Annotated in this window: 28 protein-coding genes and 1 pseudogene; all 29 read left to right on the forward strand. The window is 48.5% G+C overall.

Annotation, left to right across the window (positions count from 1 at the left end):
* Positions 1-187: 187 nt before the first annotated feature.
* Positions 188-739, forward strand: coding sequence for a terminase small subunit (locus tag ABID13_RS27550; RefSeq protein WP_045093912.1), 552 nt, complete (start codon positions 188-190; stop codon positions 737-739).
* A 124-nt stretch (positions 740-863) separates the two neighbouring features.
* Positions 864-2,135: a hypothetical protein gene (locus tag ABID13_RS27555; protein WP_330376815.1), complete on the forward strand. Its 1,272-nt coding sequence runs from the start codon at positions 864-866 to the stop codon at positions 2,133-2,135.
* A complete protein-coding gene (locus ABID13_RS27560; protein ID WP_156200204.1) occupies positions 2,135-3,739 on the forward strand; it encodes a phage portal protein in 1,605 nt (534 codons plus the stop codon). The genes ABID13_RS27555 and ABID13_RS27560 overlap by 1 nt, the downstream gene beginning before the upstream one ends.
* The gene (locus ABID13_RS27565; RefSeq protein ID WP_242849304.1) at positions 3,699-3,911 is read left to right on the forward strand and encodes a hypothetical protein; all 213 of its coding nucleotides are present in this window, start codon (positions 3,699-3,701) and stop codon (positions 3,909-3,911) included. Before ABID13_RS27560 ends, ABID13_RS27565 begins: the two co-directional genes overlap by 41 nt.
* Entirely contained in the window at positions 3,901-5,547 is a 1,647-nt protein-coding gene (locus tag ABID13_RS27570; protein WP_048930999.1) for a phage minor capsid protein, read from the forward strand. The genes ABID13_RS27565 and ABID13_RS27570 overlap by 11 nt, the downstream gene beginning before the upstream one ends.
* Positions 5,544-5,708 (forward strand): hypothetical protein, encoded by a 165-nt coding sequence (locus ABID13_RS27575; protein ID WP_197092213.1) that lies wholly within the window; start codon positions 5,544-5,546, stop codon positions 5,706-5,708. Before ABID13_RS27570 ends, ABID13_RS27575 begins: the two co-directional genes overlap by 4 nt.
* Before the next feature lie 51 nt (positions 5,709-5,759).
* Complete coding sequence (locus tag ABID13_RS27580; RefSeq protein ID WP_048931000.1) at positions 5,760-6,101, forward strand: hypothetical protein; 342 nt, start codon at positions 5,760-5,762, stop codon at positions 6,099-6,101.
* 124 nt (positions 6,102-6,225) lie between these two features.
* Positions 6,226-6,816: a phage scaffolding protein gene (locus ABID13_RS27585; RefSeq protein WP_048931001.1), complete on the forward strand. Its 591-nt coding sequence runs from the start codon at positions 6,226-6,228 to the stop codon at positions 6,814-6,816.
* Positions 6,817-6,828: 12 nt separating this feature from the next.
* Positions 6,829-7,788 carry a major capsid protein gene (locus ABID13_RS27590; RefSeq protein WP_045093908.1) on the forward strand — a complete coding sequence of 320 codons (960 nt, stop codon included), beginning with the start codon at positions 6,829-6,831 and terminating at the stop codon, positions 7,786-7,788.
* Between the two features lie 12 nt (positions 7,789-7,800).
* Complete coding sequence (locus ABID13_RS27595; protein WP_048931002.1) at positions 7,801-8,007, forward strand: hypothetical protein; 207 nt, start codon at positions 7,801-7,803, stop codon at positions 8,005-8,007.
* A 1-nt stretch (position 8,008) separates the two neighbouring features.
* On the forward strand, positions 8,009-8,395 hold the full coding sequence (locus tag ABID13_RS27600) for a head-tail connector protein (RefSeq protein ID WP_048931003.1): 387 nt from the start codon (positions 8,009-8,011) through the stop codon (positions 8,393-8,395).
* Between the two features lie 4 nt (positions 8,396-8,399).
* On the forward strand, positions 8,400-8,738 hold the full coding sequence (locus ABID13_RS27605) for a hypothetical protein (protein WP_048931004.1): 339 nt from the start codon (positions 8,400-8,402) through the stop codon (positions 8,736-8,738).
* Positions 8,738-9,115 carry a hypothetical protein gene (locus ABID13_RS27610; protein WP_048931005.1) on the forward strand — a complete coding sequence of 126 codons (378 nt, stop codon included), beginning with the start codon at positions 8,738-8,740 and terminating at the stop codon, positions 9,113-9,115. The genes ABID13_RS27605 and ABID13_RS27610 overlap by 1 nt, the downstream gene beginning before the upstream one ends.
* 2 nt (positions 9,116-9,117) lie before the next feature.
* On the forward strand, positions 9,118-9,522 hold the full coding sequence (locus ABID13_RS27615) for a minor capsid protein (RefSeq protein WP_048931006.1): 405 nt from the start codon (positions 9,118-9,120) through the stop codon (positions 9,520-9,522).
* Between the two features lie 10 nt (positions 9,523-9,532).
* Positions 9,533-9,991: a phage tail tube protein gene (locus ABID13_RS27620; RefSeq protein WP_048931007.1), complete on the forward strand. Its 459-nt coding sequence runs from the start codon at positions 9,533-9,535 to the stop codon at positions 9,989-9,991.
* A gap of 13 nt (positions 9,992-10,004) precedes the next feature.
* Positions 10,005-10,307, forward strand: a complete 303-nt coding sequence (locus ABID13_RS27625) for a hypothetical protein (protein ID WP_048931008.1) — start codon at positions 10,005-10,007, stop codon at positions 10,305-10,307.
* Positions 10,308-10,320: 13 nt separating this feature from the next.
* Positions 10,321-10,635: a Gp15 family bacteriophage protein gene (locus tag ABID13_RS27630; RefSeq protein ID WP_048931009.1), complete on the forward strand. Its 315-nt coding sequence runs from the start codon at positions 10,321-10,323 to the stop codon at positions 10,633-10,635.
* Between the two features lie 218 nt (positions 10,636-10,853).
* Positions 10,854-13,859, forward strand: coding sequence for a phage tail protein (locus tag ABID13_RS27635; RefSeq protein ID WP_048931011.1), 3,006 nt, complete (start codon positions 10,854-10,856; stop codon positions 13,857-13,859).
* Between the two features lie 14 nt (positions 13,860-13,873).
* Entirely contained in the window at positions 13,874-14,251 is a 378-nt protein-coding gene (locus ABID13_RS27640) for a hypothetical protein (RefSeq protein WP_045093899.1), read from the forward strand.
* Positions 14,251-16,482, forward strand: coding sequence for a hypothetical protein (locus tag ABID13_RS27645; protein WP_048931012.1), 2,232 nt, complete (start codon positions 14,251-14,253; stop codon positions 16,480-16,482). Before ABID13_RS27640 ends, ABID13_RS27645 begins: the two co-directional genes overlap by 1 nt.
* Before the next feature lie 416 nt (positions 16,483-16,898).
* Entirely contained in the window at positions 16,899-17,570 is a 672-nt protein-coding gene (locus ABID13_RS27650) for a tail fiber domain-containing protein (protein WP_161797472.1), read from the forward strand.
* Positions 17,551-17,949 (forward strand): hypothetical protein, encoded by a 399-nt coding sequence (locus ABID13_RS27655; RefSeq protein WP_048931014.1) that lies wholly within the window; start codon positions 17,551-17,553, stop codon positions 17,947-17,949. Before ABID13_RS27650 ends, ABID13_RS27655 begins: the two co-directional genes overlap by 20 nt.
* The gene (locus tag ABID13_RS27660) at positions 17,946-18,386 is read left to right on the forward strand and encodes a hypothetical protein (RefSeq protein ID WP_048931015.1); all 441 of its coding nucleotides are present in this window, start codon (positions 17,946-17,948) and stop codon (positions 18,384-18,386) included. The genes ABID13_RS27655 and ABID13_RS27660 overlap by 4 nt, the downstream gene beginning before the upstream one ends.
* Positions 18,387-19,085: a hypothetical protein gene (locus ABID13_RS27665; RefSeq protein ID WP_053095377.1), complete on the forward strand. Its 699-nt coding sequence runs from the start codon at positions 18,387-18,389 to the stop codon at positions 19,083-19,085.
* Positions 19,086-19,105: 20 nt separating this feature from the next.
* A complete protein-coding gene (locus ABID13_RS27670; RefSeq protein ID WP_048931016.1) occupies positions 19,106-19,357 on the forward strand; it encodes a hypothetical protein in 252 nt (83 codons plus the stop codon).
* A 3-nt stretch (positions 19,358-19,360) separates the two neighbouring features.
* A complete protein-coding gene (locus ABID13_RS27675; RefSeq protein WP_048931017.1) occupies positions 19,361-19,576 on the forward strand; it encodes a holin in 216 nt (71 codons plus the stop codon).
* 88 nt (positions 19,577-19,664) lie between these two features.
* The gene (locus ABID13_RS27680) at positions 19,665-19,922 is read left to right on the forward strand and encodes a hypothetical protein (RefSeq protein ID WP_156200207.1); all 258 of its coding nucleotides are present in this window, start codon (positions 19,665-19,667) and stop codon (positions 19,920-19,922) included.
* 21 nt (positions 19,923-19,943) lie between these two features.
* The gene (locus ABID13_RS27685) at positions 19,944-20,288 is read left to right on the forward strand and encodes a hypothetical protein (protein ID WP_048931041.1); all 345 of its coding nucleotides are present in this window, start codon (positions 19,944-19,946) and stop codon (positions 20,286-20,288) included.
* Positions 20,276-20,888 (forward strand): annotated as a pseudogene (locus tag ABID13_RS27690) (hypothetical protein); the annotation flags it as partial. The gene ABID13_RS27685 and the pseudogene ABID13_RS27690, both read left to right, overlap by 13 nt.

The raw sequence follows: 20,888 nt of genomic DNA on the forward strand, positions 1-20,888 counted from the left end.
TTTTTTTGGGGATTTAAACTGATTCTAGGTCATTGCGTACGCGCTGCCAGAGAGCACTATATAACCTAGATTCGTTAAAAGAGGCATCCACCATACAGGCGGGTGCCTTTGGTATATTTGTCCCGGCGTCTGAAACTTAGGGCGTCCGGGGCCTCCTTACAAAACAAACATAAAAGAAGGTGAGTCCATGGCATTAACGCCTAAACAGAAAATATTTGCAGATGAATACCTGATAGACTTGAATGCCACCAGGGCTTACAAGGTGGCGTATCCACGGGTAAGGAAGGATACTGTCGCGGCTACAAATGGTGGTAGGTTGCTTAGAAATGCTGAGGTTGAAAACTACATTCAGGAACGAATGAAGGAGCGAGAGAAGCGTACCGAGATTACTCAGGACCGAGTATTGCAGGAACTGGCAAAGTTGGGGTTCTTCGATATCAGGAGACTGTTTGACGATAGCGGAAAACCGTTAGATATTACCGGTTTAGATGACGAGACGGCAGCGTGCATTGCTGGTCTGGAAGTGATGGATGTTTATGAGGGGACTGGAGAGGATAAAGAATTTGTTGGATATGTCAAGAAATATAAACTCTCCGATAAGCTTAAGGCCCTGGAATTGATTGGGCGCCATCTGGGCATGTTCAAGGATAAGATCGAATTGTCAGGAGGGCTTGACACAGAAAAGACCAAACTGGATGACCTGCTCCAGCAGATGCGGGGAGGTGATGTTTCCTCATGAGTTCTGAACGATTATTGCTGTCAGATAAGTATAAGGCTTTCCTGCGATGTGATGCGCCAACAGAGTTCCTTGAGGGAACTTAACCACGGCAGCCGGTAAGACCACGGTTGGATTGTTCAAGTTCATGCTCAAGGTGGCTGAATCGCCCAAGAAGCTGCACATCCTGGCCGCGGACGATACCGGAGCCGCCGAGAAGAACATCATCCAGAAGGATCTGGGTATCCTGGATGACTTTGGCGTGCTGGTGGAGTACAAGGGCAACGGATCTGGGGAATATAAGATGCCACACCTGTTGTTCCACACATCGGGCGGCGATAAGATCATATTCGTGGTCGGCTATGGCAATAAGCGCAAGTGGAAGGATGCCCTGGGTGGCCAGTACGGCTGTCTATATATTGACGAGATCAACACGGCCGATATAGAGTTTGTCCGTGAGGCCGCCATGCGGAGTGATTACCTGATGGCCACGCTTAATCCGGACGATCCTGGCCTGGATGTGTACAAGGAGTACATCAATTGCTCCAGGCCGCTTCCAGAGTGGGCAGACGAGACGCCAAAAGAAATAATGGATGAACTACAAGAAGAACCAAAGCCCGGTTGGGTACATTGGTTCTTTTCTTTTGCTCATAACCTGGGCCTGAGTAAGGAGAAACTGGATCAGATCATGACCAACACGCCGAAGGGCACAAAGATCTGGAAGAACAAGATCCAGGGCTTGAGAGGCAAGGCAACCGGCCTGATCTTCAGCAACTTCGAGCGGTCTAAGCATGTGATCACAGTCAAGCAGGCCAAGGCATTTGTTAAGGATTCCAACAACAACCACCAGACAGAATGGTTCATGTATTTTTCGGCTGGACTGGATACTGCCTATTCCCAGAAGTCCCCGGATACTATCTCAATGAGTTTTATCGGAATCACCAACAAGGGAACCTGTATTGTCCTTGACGAGAAGGTCTACAACAATGCAGTGCTGGGTACACCCCTGGCTCCCACAGATACAGTCCGCAACTTTATAGATTTTTTGGAACGTAATCGGCAGGAATGGGGCTTTACCCGCGACACATTCATTGATTCAGCTGATCAGGCTACGATCACGGAGTTCTTGAAATACAAGCGCCTGAATGGGTGTATTTACAACTTTAATGATGCGTGGAAGAAGGAGCAGATTATTGACAGGATCAATAATCAGCTGAACTGGTTTGCTGATGCAGGATCTCAGCCGTGCTTCTACATTGTGGACACCTGCAAGAACTATATCCATGAGTTGGAGGTGTATAGCTGGCTGGAGGACAAGGACAACACGCCGGAGGACAAGAACGATCACATGGTCAACAGCGTGCAGTATGCTTGGCTTCCGTATGAGGTCAAGATCGGCATAGGAAGGAGGAAAGCCTGATGGGCTGGTTTAAGAGCATGATCACGGGGATTTTAAAACTGATCCCTGCAAAGAAACGTAAGATTGTAATTCAGGAGCCGCTTTCCTTCCAGGAGAACGTCCTGAAAAATAAAATCTGGTACCGAGGAGAACCGGCGGAGCTTGAGCAGTTTTTCAAGAAGACGACAGATCTCGGATATGATATGGCGAGGTTCTGGGCTGCGGTACCATTCCGTAAGGTCAGGAAGATCCATAGCGGCCTTGTTAGTATCGTTGTGGATCGGTTTAAGGACATTGTCACCGAAGACCTGGATGATATTAGCTTTGGCGAGGAAGGAGCAATGCAGCCGATCAGGGAGCGCTGGGACCTTATAGCGAAGGAAAACAATTTCACCAACGTTCTGGGGGAGGCGGTAGCTGGGGCCCTGTCATCTGGTGACGGTGCCTTTAAGATCAGCCTTGACGAGGTCAGCCAGTACCCGGTAATTGAGTTTTACGAGGCTGACGTGGTGGACTTTCATTATCGCCGGGGGCGTCTTCAGGAGATCCTGTTTTATACACCGTACAAAGATGGTGAAAAAGAGTATCGTCTGGAAGAGACTTACGGTAAGGGGTATGTGAGATGCCGGTTACTGGATGAGACGGGAAAAGAGGTGCCTTTGGACACTCTGGAGGAAACCGCGGTCTATGAGGATACAGGGTTTGAGGGGGATTTTATCATGGCGGTGCCGCTCATCATATTTTCCTCAAACCGCTGGAAGGGGCGAGGAAAGGCGCTCTTTGACACAAAAAGCGATAACCTGGATGCCCTGGATGAAGTAATCAGCCAGTGGTTGGATGCAATCAGGAAGGGCAGGATCAATCGGTACATACCAGAGGACATGATCCCACGAAATCCAATAGACGGGCATCTGATCGAACCTAATGACTTTGATAATGACTACATAGCTGTAGGATCCATGAAAAAGGAAGACACCGGAAATAAGATTGAGATATCCCAACCGCAGATATCCTACGAGGCATATGTGAACAGCTATAGTGGATTCCTGGATCTGGCAATCCAGGGCATCATTTCACCGGCAACGCTAGGGATCGATTTAAAAAAGACTGACAATGCGGAGTCACAAAGAGAAAAGGAAAAAATCACTCTACACACCCGGAACAAGATCGTGGACATCTTAACCCAGGTGATCCCGGAGTTGGTATCTGCCGTTATGATGACTTATGACAACATGATTGGCCAGACGCCGGGAAAATATGAGGCATCAGTTAAGTTTGGCGAGTATGCTTCTCCGGATTTTGATAGCACAGTAGAGACGGTCGGAAAAGCGAAAAATTACGGTGTCATGAGCACGGAGAAAGCTGTAGATGAGATGTATGGTGATACCATGACTGACGAGGAAAAGGCGGAGGAGGTTCAGCGGATCAAAAAGGAGCAGGGTGTCGCGGAGGTAGATGAGCCCGGAATCAATACGGCTGCCGGCGGCTTTCGGCTTAATATGGAGGGAGGATATGCGGATGAAGGTAAAAGTAATGAACCATCTGTACCAAATGAGCCAGAAGGAGTATCAGGGGCTGTTACAGGTGGCAAAGGAACAGGTACCATTCGGGATCTACGCAATTGAGAAGCAGGGGTATGCGGAGTTGCGCTGTGACAAATGCAGCAGCATCACACAGCTTAAGGGTCTGACGCGTCAGTTTAAGTCTCAGGGGTTCAAAGTGCATTCCAACAAGGGCGTGTATCTGTCAGAAGGAGGTACGCTTGGAGCGGAAGGGGCGCTGATGAGTGCAACATAATGAGTATGATATTGGCGCTGCCTTTGAGGCCATTGAAGATGAATTGATTAAATCCATGATCCGCAACATGAAAAACCACAGAGTGGAAGAAGTGGAGAATAAAAAGCAATGGGAAATGTGGCAGGCTAAACAATTAGAATCTTTAGAGCGATATAAGAGAAAGAATCGAAAGAAATATAAAGGGCAATTTGGCAGCATCAATGAATCTATTGATAAAATAATCCGGCAAGCGTATGAAGAGGGTGGACTGGAACAGGAGATTGAGATTCTACAAGCCATAAAGAAGCGGTATGGAGACAATATCCCAAACAACATCAGACGTATGAAAGAGAGACTGACAGAAAGGCTTCCATTCGGCAGTAAAGTTAGTAAAGACTTCTTCCAGACGAATGATAAGCGCCTGGATGCCCTGGTACACGCGACTACCTCGGATATGCAGACCGCGGAGGCGGCCATGCTTAGAATGGCTGATGATCAATATCGAAAGATTATCTTTAATGCCCAGACTTATGCCATATCAGGAGCCGGAACTTACGAGAAGGCCGTTGACATGGCCACAAAAGATTTCCTGACTGCCGGAATCAACTGCATAGAGTACAGGAATGGCAGGCGTGTCAACATCAAGTCGTATGCAGAAATGGTTGTCAGGACATCCAGTAAACGCGCCCAACTCTATGCAGACGGGCAGGTGAGGAAAGACCTGGGAATATCAACCGTGATTGCCAAGAAGCGTCTGAACGCTTGTCCGTTGTGTCTTCCGTTTGTGGATAAAGTACTGATTGATGATGTATGGAGTGGAGGAAAGCAGTCAGACGGACCGTACCCATTGGTGAGCGAGGCCTTAAAAGCAGGTTTTTTCCATCCAAACTGCAAGGACCATCTTAGCACATACATTCCGGGTGTTACAGAGCCGCCGGAAGGTAGCTTTACGGAACAGGAAATAGAAAACATCGGTATAAAGTCCAAGAAGGAAGCAGAGCAGCAGTATGTATCAAGGCAGGTGGAGAAGTATGAAAGATTGTCAGAACACTCATTATCTCCTGAAAACATGACCATGTATAAGGCAAAAGAAAAAGGCTGGAAACGAAGGCTTGCCAAGTATCAGGACTCTGGTATAATTAAAACAGATGGGTGGCCGGATGCTGCAATTGAAAGACGTAGGCTTGACGAGGCTTCCATTGCTGGACATAAAAATGAATATGGGATATTGTACGATTCCCAAGGAAACCGCATCTTAAAGAAACGCGGAGAAAAAGACAGGATTGTGTATACCGATGAAGAGACAGCGTTAATGCCAGGCGGCGTGTTAACCCATAATCATCCAAGCGGGGCTACCTTTTCAGTGGATGATATTGATATGATGGGCAGAACAGGTATCACAGAATTGCGTGCTATTGGTCGTGATGGGGTGTATGTCATAAGACAGCCTGCGGAATGGCCGGAAGAAATCAATTCTTTTAAAAAGTTGGAAAAAGAATATTCTGAGATCCAGTTATCGTTACAGAATGAAATGTATGAAGAGGTATTGTCTGGTCGGATTACAACAGATAATGACTACTCAATTGAATATCAGAGGCGCACCTTAGATAAACTGACATCAAAGTATGGTTTTACGTATTTTATGGAGGAAAAATGAAAGAAAAGCATATAGTGAGTTTTCGGGACGTTGATCGTCCAATCAGCGAGTATCCAAAAGGGACGTTTTTTGCTCAGGATCATGATGATATTGTGATTCCGATGCCGACAAAAGAAGAACTGGAAGAATATAAAAAGAAACATGATACCACCAGTCAGTAATGGCAGGTGGTATTTTATTGTTGCAATATCGCAACGGAAAGAGAGGTAAAGATGAAATATAGAAAGAAACCGGTGGTAATTGAGGCATTTCAATGGACGGGAGGGTCGGAGCAGGAGGAAGACCCTGTGTGGATTATTAGGGCCATTAAAAACGGGATTGCGTGGTTTGAAAATGCAGGGACACTGGATGTGAAACTCATGATTCGGACGCTGGAAGGAATCCATGAGGCCAGCGTGGGTGACTACATCATCCAGGGGATAGCCGGAGAGATATATCCCTGTAAGCCAGACATTTTCCTCGCAACTTACGAGCCGGCAGTGACGAAAGTTTCCATGAATGTTACGGCACATCTGGATGAAGATGAAATCAAACATGAAACGGACGGGTTATAATTTGCGATAGGCACGCGGGATCATCCTGGGTGTTATTTTTATATCCAAATTTGCCCGGCACGGCGTAAAACTACCACCACATGGGATGCGACCCCGTATAAAAGCGTAGTGAGAAAGGAGCAGTATGAAACGAAAATTTTTAGAGGATATGGGCCTAACCAAGGAGCAGGTTGATAGTATCATGGCTGAAAATGGCAGTGATATTGAGTCTGCTAAGGGAGATCTGGAACAGACTAAAGCAGAACTGGAACAGACTAAAACACAGCTTCAGGAGAGGGATACGCAGATGGAAACTCTTAAAAATTCCACAGGCGACATGGATGCGCTGAAACAGCAGATCGCTTCCCTGCAGTCGGATAATCAGGCGACAAAGGAGAAGTATGAGGCGGATATGAAAGAATTGAAACTGTCTACCTCCATTAAACTGGCGCTTGGTGATTCTGCCCAGGACGCAGACCTTGTGGCGGGACTGTTTGATAAGTCGAAGTTAATTTTGTCCGATGACGGAAAGATCACTGGACTGGACGAGCAGCTGAAGACAATCAAGGAATCAAAGCCATTCTTGTTTAAAGAAAGCAGCCCGAAACCTTCCGGCTTCCGGCCATTAGGCGCAGGCCCGCAGGATCCGAAACCCAACAATGATGATAGCAAGGTAAGCATGAAATCAGCCATTGAGGCAAAGATTGCACCACAGCTGTCACAGCAAAAAAATTAAGGAGATGAGACTATGCCAATCACATTAGAAGAAGCAAGAAAGAACGTGCAGGACGACCTGCAGATGGGAGTTATTGATGAGTTCCGGAAGTCCAACTGGATCCTGGATCACATTACATTTGACGATGCTGTCTCTCCAACTGGTGGAGGGGCTACGCCAACATACAGTTATACAAGGCTTAAGACGCAGCCAACGGCTCAGTTCCGTGCAATCAATACGGAGTATACACCCAGTGAAGTGACAAAGGAGCGACACTCTGTAGATATTAAGGTATTTGGTGGGTCTTACCAGATCGACCGTGTGATCGCAAACATGGGCGGTATCGTATCTGAGGTAGAATTACAGCAGTCTCAAAAGATCAAGGCGGCGCAGGCGCTGTTTAATGACACCTTTATTAATGGAGATGAAGCGGTAGATACGAATGCATTTGACGGTCTGGATAAGGCACTTACCGGGAGCACAACGGAATACAATACGGGAGACACGGTGATTGACCTTTCCACTTCCCAGCTTGTCACAGATAACTTCCAGTACTTTCTTGATATGCTGGATGAGTTCCTGCGTGGCCTGGACGGTGAACCATCATTCATTGCTGGCAACACAAAACTGATCTCTAAACTTCGAGCATGCGCCAGGAGAGCAGCCATGTACCAGGTTACTAAGAGCGACTGGGGAACAAATGTGGAGTCCTATGGCAACATCCCGTTTGTGGACCTGGGGGCAAAGCCAGGAACGAATGATGATGTAGTCAAAACGGACACGACCAAAGGAACGACCTCCCTGTATGTGGCCCGCCTATCCATGGATGGTTTACATGGCGTATCCTTTGCAGGTATGGCACCGGTGCAGACCTGGCTGCCTGACTTTACAACAGCGGGAGCGGTGAAGACCGGTGAGGTCGAGATGAATGCAGCGATTGCGCTGAAAGCCTCTAAGGCTGCAGGAGTATTCCGCAACATTAAAGTGAAATAAGGAGGGGCTAATATGAAAGTATACGCACCGAATAAGAACTACACGGGAGTCTCTGCCAGCGTGACGTTTTGTAATGGCGCGGGTGAGACTGATGATCCTCGTCTGCTGAATTGGTTTAGAGATCATGGCTATGAGGTGGAAACACCAGAACCAGAAGCACAAGAACCAGAAGCAGCAGAAAGACCTGAAAAGAGGACGGCGAAAAAGGTGGGTGAGTAACATGCTTTATGAACCCTATGTCACCTATGAGTACTACTGTGATGTATACAAAGGCACGGTGATCCCCATGAGTGAACTGGACAAGGCCCTTAGACAGGCCAGCCGTCACATTGATTCCCTGACCTACAACCGCATTGTGGGCCGGGGATTTTCCGACTTGACGGCCTTTCAACAGGATGTCATCCAGGAGGTTGTCTGCCAGCAAGCCGATTTTGAGTATGAAAATGCGGATGAGATCAACACGATCCTGTCCAGCTACAGTCTGAATGGGGCATCCGTCCAGTTTGGCAGCAGCTGGAACATCTATACGGACAAAGGCGTGGCCATGAAGCGCGATGTGTACGCCCTGCTGTCCCAGACAGGCCTATGCTGCCGGTTAGCGAGGTGAGGCCATGAAATACCCATGCTTAGTGCCAAAACGGCTCTGTAGGACGGATATACACATCCACCTTGAGTCTGAGGACACAGATAATTATGGTCAGCCAGAGAGAGTACTGGACCTGGATCTAAAGTGTAACTTCCAGGACCGGGCCAAGACCATTCTGACAACCGAAAAGAAGCTGGTACAGATAACTGGTACAGCCATGCTCCCTGGGGATATTGCCCCTGACTTCCCAACCTTAAGCGGGGGTACCGTTACTATATTTGGGGAAGAGCGGAGGATTGAACAGGGGATGAAAGCCAGGAACCCGGATGGGTCCGTGAACTACTGCCAGCTGGAGGTGATCTGATGGCAAAGGTGAAGGTCAATGTAAAGATGAATGATAAGATGATTCTGCTTATGACCAAGGCCCAGAAGCAGGCGGCCATCATGACCATGGAGGCTATGAAACGAGATATTGAAAAAGCAGAGATAGTCCCTAGGGATGTAGGAACGCTGGAAGAATCGGTAACAGCAAGTACGGGATTGATTAATAAGGGGACGGTAAGGCTGGAATACAATACGCCATATGCGCGGCGCTTATATTATCATCCGGAATATGATTTCAGTCACGATGAGAATGCAAATGCCCAGGGCGAATGGCTGGAACCTTACATAGATGGGGTGAAGAAAAGTTATGCCAGAGATACGTATAAAAAGATTTTTAAGACTATGACAGGGGTGTAAATATGCTGACGCTAAATGATATCAGGGGGTACATAGCTGGCTTAGGGATTGCAGATGGCAAGAATGTCTATATCGGGAAGCTGAACAACAAGAAGGATCGTTCCATTGGTGTGTACCACCGGCAGGGAAGCGGTCCTCCTGTGATGGCTCTGGGTGGCTATGATTACAGTAGCTATGACATCCGGCGTATATCCCTCCTGATCCATTGGGATAAGGATGTACGAACATCAGAACAGGCCGCCTATGGGTTATATGAGAAACTTAAAAACGTATCCAGCCTATCCATAGGGGATACTCCCATCAACTGCATCATCCTCCAGGTACCGGAGCCGGTGGACGTGGGAACGGATGATAATGGGGTGTATGAATATGTGATATGGCTGGATTTTGTATATCAAAGAAAGTGAGGTATGAGAGATGGCAGATGCAGCAGGAAAAGTATTTCCGGTACACAATAATAAGTTTGAGTTCGGCACGAACGGACTTGAAAGCACGGACGAACAGATGGTGACACCGGCTGACCTTGAGAACTTTGCACCATCCATTGACGGGACCATGGAGGAATGGTTTGCTATGGATGCTGCTGGATGGGCTAAGGCAGCTATGACAGGTAAAAAGTTGTCATTTAGTTTTAAGGGTAAGCGGTCGGTAGGCGATCCTGGAAATGATTACATTGCAGGCCTTGCCTGGAAATTTGGACAGGACGTAATGACTAAGTTTAAGTGGACCATGGTATCGGGGGCCACCCTTGCCTGTGATGTAGTTGTAAACGTGACAACGCCAGGTGGTGGAGATACCACAAACATAGATGGACTGGAATTTGAGGTGGCCAGTTACGGTAAGCCAACCTTTACACCGGCGGCGCCAGCAGTATAAGGAGGATTAAAGAATGGCAAGGAAAGTAGACATTACAGAAAAACTGAGTTTTGAAGGTAATCCATCATTGGTGATCAAGGGTAAGGCCATAGAGGTCAATGCAGATGCTCCAACCATGCTTAAGGTCATGAATCTGATGTCCAGTGATGATCCGGGCGCACAGGACATCATGGATGCCTATGACATGATCTTTTCGGGAAAATCCAAAACAGAACTGGAGAAGCTGAAACTTGACTTCAAGGATCTGATCATCGTGGTTCAGGAGGCGGTGCAGCTTATTTCCGGCGTGGAGGAACCTGCCGGGGGAGAGCAGTGACCCATACTATGACATGTTTGAGGACTGGGACCTGATCGTGTCCAGTTTTCTGTCACAGTATGGGTTGAGAATTAGAACCAAGGATTTTGAAACAGTCTCCTGGGATGAATTTAAGGCATTGATTGCCGGTTTGTCCCCAGAGACTGCCTTGGGCCGAGTTGTAGCCATCCGATCCGAGAAAGACAAGAATATCATCAAACATTTTACGGTAGATCAGCGCCGGATTTATGATGATTGGCGCAACCGAGATGCAAAAGAGATGGACGAAAAGACCTTTGATAAGGAGATGGAAAACCTTGAAAAGATGTTTGCGGCCATGTGCGGTTAAGGAGGAGATAGGGATTGAAAAGATAAGAAAGCAGGTGCGGTGCCCATACTGCGGGTACCGGATGCCGATATATTATAAACAGTCAGCCCAGTCAACCGGTATTTTTGTCCGCTGTAAAGGGCGTGATTGTAAAAAGGAATTTGAGGTGGTGTTAACCCCGGACAAGTAGTGCCATTACGTGCCGATGTCTGATTTTTAGATAGAGGCAGGTGATATATATGGCAGCTGACAGCGTTGGCCAGATTGGCCTTGACCTTGTGGTCAATCAGAATCAATTCAAGCAGCAGATGGCGGGCATCCAGTCCATGGCTAAAAAGGCTGGACTGGCCCTGGCGGCTGCATTTTCGGTTAAAAAGATATGGGACTTCGGCGCGGCCTGTGTAGAACTGGGATCCGACCTGGCGGAAGTACAGAACGTGGTGGATGTTACCTTTCCGCGAATGTCCAAACAGGTGGATGACTTCGCCAAGAACGCTATAACCTCCTTTGGCCTGTCCGAAACCATGGCTAAGAAGTTCACAGGTACCTTCGGTGCAATGGCCAAGGCGTTTGGCCTTGGAGAGCAGGCAGCTTATGAGATGTCCACGACCTTGACTGGTCTGGCTGGAGATGTGGCGTCCTTTTATAACATCAGCCAGGACGAAGCCTATACCAAGCTGAAGTCAGTCTTTACCGGTGAGACAGAGACACTTAAGGATCTGGGTATTGTTATGACCCAGAGTGCCCTGGACAGCTACGCTCTTGCCAATGGTTTTGGAAAGACCACAGCCAAAATGTCAGAGATGGAAAAGGTGGCCCTGCGGTACAAGTTCGTGCAAGATCAGTTGACATTGGCTTCCGGTGACTTTATCCGAACGGGCGATGGATGGGCAAACCAGGTACGTGTCCTCAAGCTGCAATTTGACAGCCTTAAAGCCACAATTGGTCAGGGGCTGATCAATGTTCTGACCCCAGTCATTCAGGTGATCAACCGCATCATCAGTAAGCTTATGAGCCTGGCCAATGCATTTAAGGCCTTTACAGAGATGGTGACCGGGAAGAAGGGCGGAGGCGGAGCATCTGCGGCAGCAGCTGGAATGGATGCAATGGCCCAGTCTGCGGATAAAGCAGGAGCAGCAGCCGGAGGGGCAGGAAATGCAGCCAGAAAGGCCGCTAAGGACATGAAGAGTGCTACCACAGGGATTGATGAGCTCAATATCATTAACCCTGATACGGATTCCGGAGGCGGTGGTTCCGGAGGCAGTGCGGATGGCGGGTACTCGGCTGACGAGTTTGATATGGGTGAGGTTGATACCTCGGCTGTGGATGAGATGGATAGCAAATATGCTGGGCTGATCGAAAAGGCGAATGAACTCAAGAACCTGTTTATGGCAGGGTTCAAGGTTGGCTTTGGTGATATGTCCGTCCTGGACAGTATGAAGGAATCCATCCAGAGCATCAAGGACAGCCTGACAGAGATATTTACATCCCCGGAGGTGGAGCAGGCCGCCACCCGGTTTGCCAATATCCTGGCCATTAACCTGGGTAAAATTGCGGGATCCGCAGCCAGTATTGGGGCATCCATAGCAGATTTTCTGGTTGGGTCGATTGCGAAATATCTCGACCAGAATAAGGACTTTATCAAGAAGAAATTGGTATCCCTGTTTGATGCCGGGTCCGAGATAGCTAAGCTAGCAGGAAGTTTTGCTCAGGCCCTTGGAAAAATATTTGAGGTATTAAGGCTTGATAGTTTTCAGCAGATAGGAGCTGACATCATTGCCATATTTGGCAATACCTTCCTTAATGTCACTGAACTATTGATGAATTTTAGTAGTGACCTCATCGCATTGTTCGTTCAACCCATCATTGACAATAAGGACAAGATTGTTGAAGCTCTATCAGGATTAGCTGACTTCTTGGCTCCCATAATAGGACTTATAGCAGATGCGGTTTCATATGTTGGGCAGAAGATTAATGATTTATATAATGGTGTGATTAGGCCTGTTTTCGGTTTTATCACAACCGTGATATCAGATGCAGTAGGTCTCATCCTTGATGCTTTTAATGCGTGGTTAGTCCCCGCGTTACAGAAGGCAGGCGAGGCAATACAGGTATTAAGAGATGGTCCATTTGCCGGGTTAGCAGCGTCTTTTGATAAATTGATAGAAGCGGTTTCCAAATTTGTACAGATTGCGATAGCAAGCATGATGGAGGCGTGGGAAACCAAGCTTAAGCCTTTTGCCGAGTGGTTCATTGATACACTGGCACCGTATATTTCTGCGGCCTTTGAAGTAATTATTGAGGTTTTTTCGGTAGTCGTAGGAGCTGTGGCTGATTTTGTTACCGGAGTCATTGATGTATTAACGGGGATAATCACCTTTCTGACAGAAAATCTTAATGTAAGCTGGCAGGAAGTTTGGAACGGGATTGTAAATTGTGTCTCCAATGCATGGATAACAATACAGACAAAAACTTCCGCAGTATGGAACGCCATTAAGTCATTCGTTGATGGTTTATGGAACAACATTAAGTCCCTGGCCAGTACGTTGTTTAATACCATTAAGACATCCATTAGCACAGCCTGGGAGAATGTTAAGACCAAGACATCTGAAATTTGGGAAGGGATTAAAGAATTTGTATCAGGCCTGTGGGATACAATCAAGACGGCTGCGGATGAGAAATTCACAGCCATGAAAGATGCAATTACAGGTGTATGGGACACAGTAAGAACCAAGACCAAAGAAACCTGGGATGGTGTCTGGGCGGATATAAAGGGTATCATCAACATGATCATTGATGGTGTGGAGAACATGGCCAATCGAGTAATTGACGCGATTAATGCCATGATAGAGGCTGTAAATGAGGTGGCCGACAAGGTGCCGGGAATTGGTGCGGACCTGATACCAACCATTCCAAATATCAACCTCCCGCGTCTGGCCCAGGGCGGTTTCGTCCGTGCCAACACTCCGCAGCTTGCAATGATCGGCGATAACCGGCACCACGGTGAGATCGTGGCGCCTGAGGATAAGATGCAGGAGATGGTGGATCGGGCTGTGGCGTTAGCATCCCAGCAGAACAACAGCAACATGAGCGAGTACTATTTGGGAATGATGGTAGAACTGTTAAGAAATATCATTGACCTGATCGAACGGATGGACCTGACGGTGAACATTGATATCCGGGAGATCAAAAAGAAACTGGTGGAACTGGATAAGCGCAGTGGTTACTCATTTGGAAGTACATAAGGAGGCGGTAACACATGGCAATCATCACAATCAATGGCCGGGCGTTCCCGGGTCCTGACAAAGGCGGAAAGTTGACAGTGGCCACAAATGTATCTCAGGGCAAGAACGCCTTGGGGGAGTTTGTGGGGCAGAAGGTCGGACGTGATCAGTATAAGTTTGACAGTCTCCAGTGGAAACTGCTGGATGCAAAGACCTGGTCGGATATGTTAAAGGAGTTTGAAAAGTTTGTGGTCGTTGCGCGGATCCCGGATATGGTCAACAATAACTGGATCACCATCAAGATGTATCCAGGGAACCGGACAGCGGAACCGATTGAATTTGACGCAGACGGCCTCCCAACCTTGTACCAGAATTGCAAAGTGAATATCGTAGACTGCGGGGTGATTGAATAATGCAATCAGCAACACAAGAATACAAGCAGTCCATGGAACTGATCCCCCGCAATCAATCCTACATGGTAGTAACCATAGGTGTCATCAATCAGGTAGCCCAGAAGGATTCTGCGGTAGCTGAAGAACATGGTGCTGAATATAGCTACCTGTCCAACTTCACCCGGCTCCTGGATAACTATGACGTGGAACTGGAATACGCCACCCTGGAGCAGGATCATTGGAGGGCGGATGGATCCATGGTATTTCCACCCCGGCCCGAGGCAGTAGATTACCTGTACAACAATGGTGTTATCTCAAAGGGATTGTTGGGGCCTATCTGCTTTACGTTTGGGGCGGCCTATGATATCCGTGGCCTGACTATCAATTGGGGACGAAATTACCCGGTAAATTTTAGTATTGCCAATGGGATCAAAACCGTAGAATATACCGGCAATACACTGAGTTATTGGACAACCGATGAGATATTTGATGGGACGGAATACCTGCTGATCACGCCTACAAAGATGGTCAACGGGCAAGGAAGGCTGCGGATCCAGAAGATGCTTATGGGTATAGGTATCAGCTTTGAAAATAAGAAAATCATGAAATCCACCAAAACCGAATACATCAGCCCGGTGACGGAGGAGTTATCCACGGTAGATTTCAGCCTGCAGATTGAGAATTACAACCGCATGTTTGACGTAGAGAACAAAGCAAGTGCCATCCATTACCTGGAGGTGGGGCAAGAGGTCACGGTCCGTTATGGGTATGATGTGCGGGATGATAAGACGGTATGGATGGACGGCTGTGTTACCTATCTGTCGGACTGGGAAGCTGATGACACCATGATGAGTTTTAACAGCAAAGATAAGATAGATGATCTAAGTGACATATATTACCGGGGCCTGTACCGCCCGGAAGGGATCACGTTGTATGATCTGGCACTGGATGTCCTGACGGATGCAGGGCTGGATGAAAGGGCCTATGAACTGGATGAGTACCTGACAAAGGTCACGGTATACAATCCGCTCCCTTGTGTGACACACAAGGAGTGCTTACAGATCATAGCCAATGCCGGCCGGTGCAAGCTGTATCAGGACCGGAAGGGAATCATCCGCATCCAGGCAGCTTTTGTGACTGTCATATCCCCGGAGCGCATGATCGTGCAGTCAGAGGATGCAGCACCATGGAGCAACCTCCCGTCCGTGGTCAATGGCGTGACAAAGTATGAGTATGCCACTATGTCGCAGGATCATTGGAGAGCAGACGGGACCATGTACTTCCTGCCGCGATCCGGTCAATATCTGGCCGCCGGGTTTGCATCTGCGGAGGTTGCGGATGCAGATGGGGACTTCCAGCATAATCCGAAATTTACAATTGTTTTAGAGGCAGCCATGATCTATTACAGCCTGCGCCTTAACTTTTCCAGCAACCCGGCCCAGGGTGTGATCATACATACATACTTTGAGGGGGCATTGCAGGAAAGCTATGTGGTGCCGGGACCGTTTGGCCCTGAGAACCTGATAGAGCATGAGTTTCCGCAATTTGACACAATAGAGTTTGAGTTTACCCAGGGCCAGCCCAACAGCCGGATCTTTGTGGACTCTGTAGTTTTCGGGGATGTGACGGACTACAACATGGATTACCGTGTCATGACCAAGACACCGGTTGGGCGGCAAAAAGAAAAAGTCAGCCGGGTGGATGTGGTCCGAAGCATCTATGGTGAGACAGATGAGGTCAAAAACATCTTCCAGGAGATGGTAGATGTAACTGACTATGACATATATACATTTTACTTTTCCGAAGCGTCCTATGATATCACGGCCACAGCTGATGGGCAGCCACTTGCCATCACAGGCAGCAGTAACTATTATGCATCCGTGGACGTATCAAGGCTGACCGGGGAGCATGAGTTTGTGGTGGACGGCAAGGCCTATGTGGTGACCAGTAAGCTATATTCCAAGGCCATCAATACAACCGGCACCGTGGAGGAGTGGAACAATCCGCTAATCAGCGAGGAGGACCTGGCACAGCTGCAGGCGGACTGGCTGGGGAACTATTTCAAAAATGACATTGAGTACGACATAGCGTACCGCGGAGAACCGAGGCTGGATGCAGGGGATATTGTATTCCTAGAGAATCGATATGTAGATGGGCTGCAAGTGCAGTTGTACGAGCATAAGCTGAATTTCAATGGCGGGGCATTGTCTGGCACGATTAAGGCCAGAAAAGCCGTAGGACAGGAGGGATAGAGATGGCGAGGGAAGCGAATGCCAGTTACGAGGGGCAGGGACAGAGGCAATCCACAGATATCCCCCGGATGAAAGTTAGATTGGACGATTTATATGAGCGTATCAACATAGCTGGGGGTTTAAATAACAAGATTGTTTTTGGTGACACAGGTTGGGCAAGTCTACAGTCTGAAAACCCCGACAATGGGAACATGTACCGGCTGCAGCTGCAAGCGAATGGGACGATCACTGTCTATAGTTCAACGGACGGAGGGACGACTTTTAGTCCTCAGATTGCCATATTTAACAGCAGACTAAGGTTTAGCCAAACTCTTGAAGCATATGATGGAAAAAACAACCGTCCAGTCCTCAAGGTATACGATGATGGGGATGAATACAATTACGGTTCCGAGGTCATTTTGGAGGGGGGCGGCAACATGTATGTCGGCTCCGGTGAGAGTGCTACGAACCTGTATAATGCCCAGGGGATAAGCGCTGGTGAAACCATGTATCTTACATCGGATAACAGCATTGCGTTAGTGGCCAACTGCAATACAATAAGCAACCGCAAAACAGCCTACCTATCTGCATCTGCATTGTATCCGGTGGCAAACGGGACATTTACTCTGGGCACATCATCACTACGCTGGGGGCAGATATATTCCACGGCAGCCAGCATCTCCACGTCAGACCGTAACCAAAAACATGACGAGGCGGAACTGGATGAGGAGCGGGCAGCTGCGCTGATCATGGGCGCAAGGCCGGTGACCTACAAATACAATGATGGGACATCTGGACGTACCCATTGGGGCTTAATCGCGCAAGACATTGAGACACTGCTGGATGCTTTGGGGATAGATGCGGAAGACTTTGCTGGGTTTGTCAAAAGTCCAAAGGAACAGGCAGACGAACGGACCGGGGAGTTAAGCCCTGTGTTGGATAAGGATGGTAACCCTATCTATGAGTATGGGCTGCGTTATGAGGAGTTTGTGGCGCCGTTGATTAAGACGATACAGGCACAGCAACGTAAAATAGATAGCTTGGAGGAGCGGTTGTCAAGGCTTGAAAACATGATAGGAGGTGGTGCTGATGGCGTGGCAGACACCTAAGACCAACTGGAAACAGGGGGACAAGGTTAACATGCAAGATTATAACCGTTGGAAAAACAATATCACTTACCTACGGGAACTGTCCCTGGAGGTATACAAGGCGTACACATTGACAGATATGGGGACGGACAAGGCCTATACAGACTATATCTATGCTGACGAAATCAATACCATAGAAGCCAATCTGGCTGCCCTGCCGGTCCATACATATCCGTTTGTGATCGGTGAGCAGCAGACATATTATCCGAATCAGCCCACGCCAGATTATAAGGAGTTTAACCGGATTGAATCTGCCTGTCTTTTGATATACAACAATCTGACCGGGCAGATATCTGGAAGAAAAAGGCTGTCAATAAGATTAGGAGGCGGTAAGTTTTGAAGGTCGATTGGAAAGATGACATATTTGAGGGAGAGCGGTTATACAGCATTGTGGATGCGCCGGATGGTAAGAAATATATCAGGGACGTGACGATGTATACGCAACAGGGAGATAGTCTTGGAGCACTGCAGCTGCAGCAGATTGGTGAGGAAGTGAACCGCATCCAAGGCAGCAGGAATGTAACCCTTACTGCAGCCGCCTGGACAGGAAGCGCGGCACCATATACTCAGGTTGTGGCAGTGGCTGGGATTACAGAGGAGGACGTCCCCGGCGTGGGTATCATCTACCCAACAAACTGTACCAGGGCGCAACAGAAGGCTATCAATAAAGCCGTATCTTATATTTATGATGTAGAGACTGGAGCAGGGAAGATAACCGTAAGGGCAACACAAAAGCCAGCGGTCGACATTACGCTTGGCCTGAAAGGAGTGGTTTAAATGGCGCATGTGCCGATCAGTTTAGGCGGAGATGGTGGTCATGACCTTGACCAGATAACGGTTAACTCGGCGGATGTACGCAAGAATAAGGTCTATGTGGATGCAGACGGAAATGCCCAGAATGGCACTATGCCTGATATAGCAGGCCGGACCATCACACCGGGAGCAAGCCAGCAGACAGTAGGCGGAGGTGGTTATCTTACGGGGAACATTGCCGTCCCCGGATTCTCCCTGCCAGCAGCAAGCATTATCAAAAAGGGCGTGACCGTCACAATCTACGGACGGAAAGTAACAGGCACTTTCCAGGGCTGGGTGGGTGATGCCGGAGACCTGTATATCAATGGCCAGAATAATGCTGGGTTTACAATTTATGGATCAACTTTTCAGCAGGATCGGATTGCTTTAGGTAGCGGTTTTACTCTCACATCCACTAAATCATACACGTTAACGCAAGGGCAAAAGTTGACAATTGTAGGCGGGTCGATAAGCGGTAGTTTTGGTGCTGGGCAGTCTGGCAGACGATATTTTTATTTAGAGGACGATGCAGGTACTTTGCTCACGCAAATTGATATGTCTACTATTTCATATGCTAATGGATTCAGTTTCACCATGCCAAGGTCGCTTACATTTAAACCTAAGATAAGGTTTGACTATGCTGCTTTTGGTTGGTCTGGATATATCAACAGGATTTATATATAAGGAAAGGTGAGGTATATGATATGCAGATATCCACAGACATCATGGTGGCACTTATCGGCCTGGCAGGGAGTGCATTTGGGGCTTTTATAGGCGTCCTGGCTTCTGCTAAGCTGACTAATTACCGGATTGAGCAGCTGGAGAAAAAAGTGGACAAGCACAACACTGTGATTGAGCGTACATACAAGTTGGAGGAGTCACAGGCAGTCATCCAGGAGCAGATTAAGGTTGTCAACCATAGGATTGGCGACCTGGAAAAAGAAAGAGAGGAGTAGGACATGAAGAAATATGAGTTAAAAGAATGGGCAAGGGCAGCAGGAGTAAGGGCAGTTAAGACAATGGCACAGACAGCGGTGGCAATGCTTCCAGCGGCGGCCACAATCACGGCGGTTGACTGGAAAACAGTGGTCGGCACGGCTGCATTAGCAGGGGTGGCATCCATCCTTACATCAATCAAGGGACTGCCGGAACTGGACGTAAAGACCGGAGCCTGAGAGGAGGTGGTCCTCAATCTTCCGCCGGCAGGGTTAGAGCCGGATGAAACCCATCAACCCAGCACCAGAAAAGAGAGAGGTATATATTATGGCAGTATTAAGGAAGAATGCAGCAGACAAGAGGACAGAGGAACAGAGAAGAAATGACGCAGCGCAGAAGGCCAGGCCCAAGGGCACCCAGGACACCACCTATGTAACAACTGGGCCAACAACCGGTAAAGCTGATGAGCGTGACGACAATCCGGCTCCCCCAGTGCAGGAGGAGATACCGGTAACAGTAGTACCGTCTAAGCCTGCCGGCGGGATCCTGGATGATGCCGGCAACGGACCGGGAGTGAAACGGTAATTGCAACAGAAAGGCAATGCTATGAGGACACTAAGATTTAGAGTATCCGGCCAGGAGTTGACGAGGGCTCCTGGCTGTGATTTTAGCAACATTATCGCTGGGACATCCGGGTATCTCCAGGTGGCGTTTGAGTTTGGGCCAGACTGGGACGATACGGTCCGGGTGGCAGCTTTTTACCCGTATCTGCAATCCCCGGAGGTTGGCAGACTGATCAGAGATGGGGCCTGCATTGTGCCGGATGAAGTGGCGGCTTATGATCAATTTAAAATAGGGGTGGTTGGTCAAAGAGAGAACGGCCAGCGGATTACCACCAATCTGATCACGATCAAACAAGAAAGGGGGAGTGGACAGGCATGGCAACAGTAGACGAGATCCTTACAAAACAGGCTTATGCAGCCGGGGATGAGACATGGACCAAGGATAACAACTATCCATCCTACACCATGTACGCGGAGCCGGAGTATGTCCCGGTCACCAACAAGCGTATTGCAGACTTTAATGACCAGGTATCCGTCCGGGGCGAGCAGAACGCCCAGTTTGTGGGCTTCCAGCTGCCCAGATATGATGACGCCATGGATCTGACCAAGCAAAATCTGTATATCCACTACCAGACAGCCTATGGTGGCAGCGATGGCGTACCCTGCAATGTATCCTGGTCGGACAATTACGTCAGGATGTGCTGGATGATACCCGGACAGGCAACCCAACAGCCAGAAGCAATACAGATGATGATCTATGCAACCGGCACCAACAGTGTGGGGGATCGGACCGTCTGGAAAACCCTGCCGGCAACATATACCATCCATGACGGCCTGGAGATAGGCGGTGGCATACCGGAGCCGGATCAAAGTTGGTATGAGCAGTTTGTACAGCAGATGGAGGGTAAGGTATCCACTGCCCAGGGATACGCCAATGATGCCCAGGCAAGCAAGGTTGCGGCTGCGGGATCAGCCACGGCAGCAGCAC

This window comes from Enterocloster citroniae (assembly GCF_040545455.1).
Lineage (GTDB): Bacteria > Bacillota > Clostridia > Lachnospirales > Lachnospiraceae > Enterocloster > Enterocloster citroniae.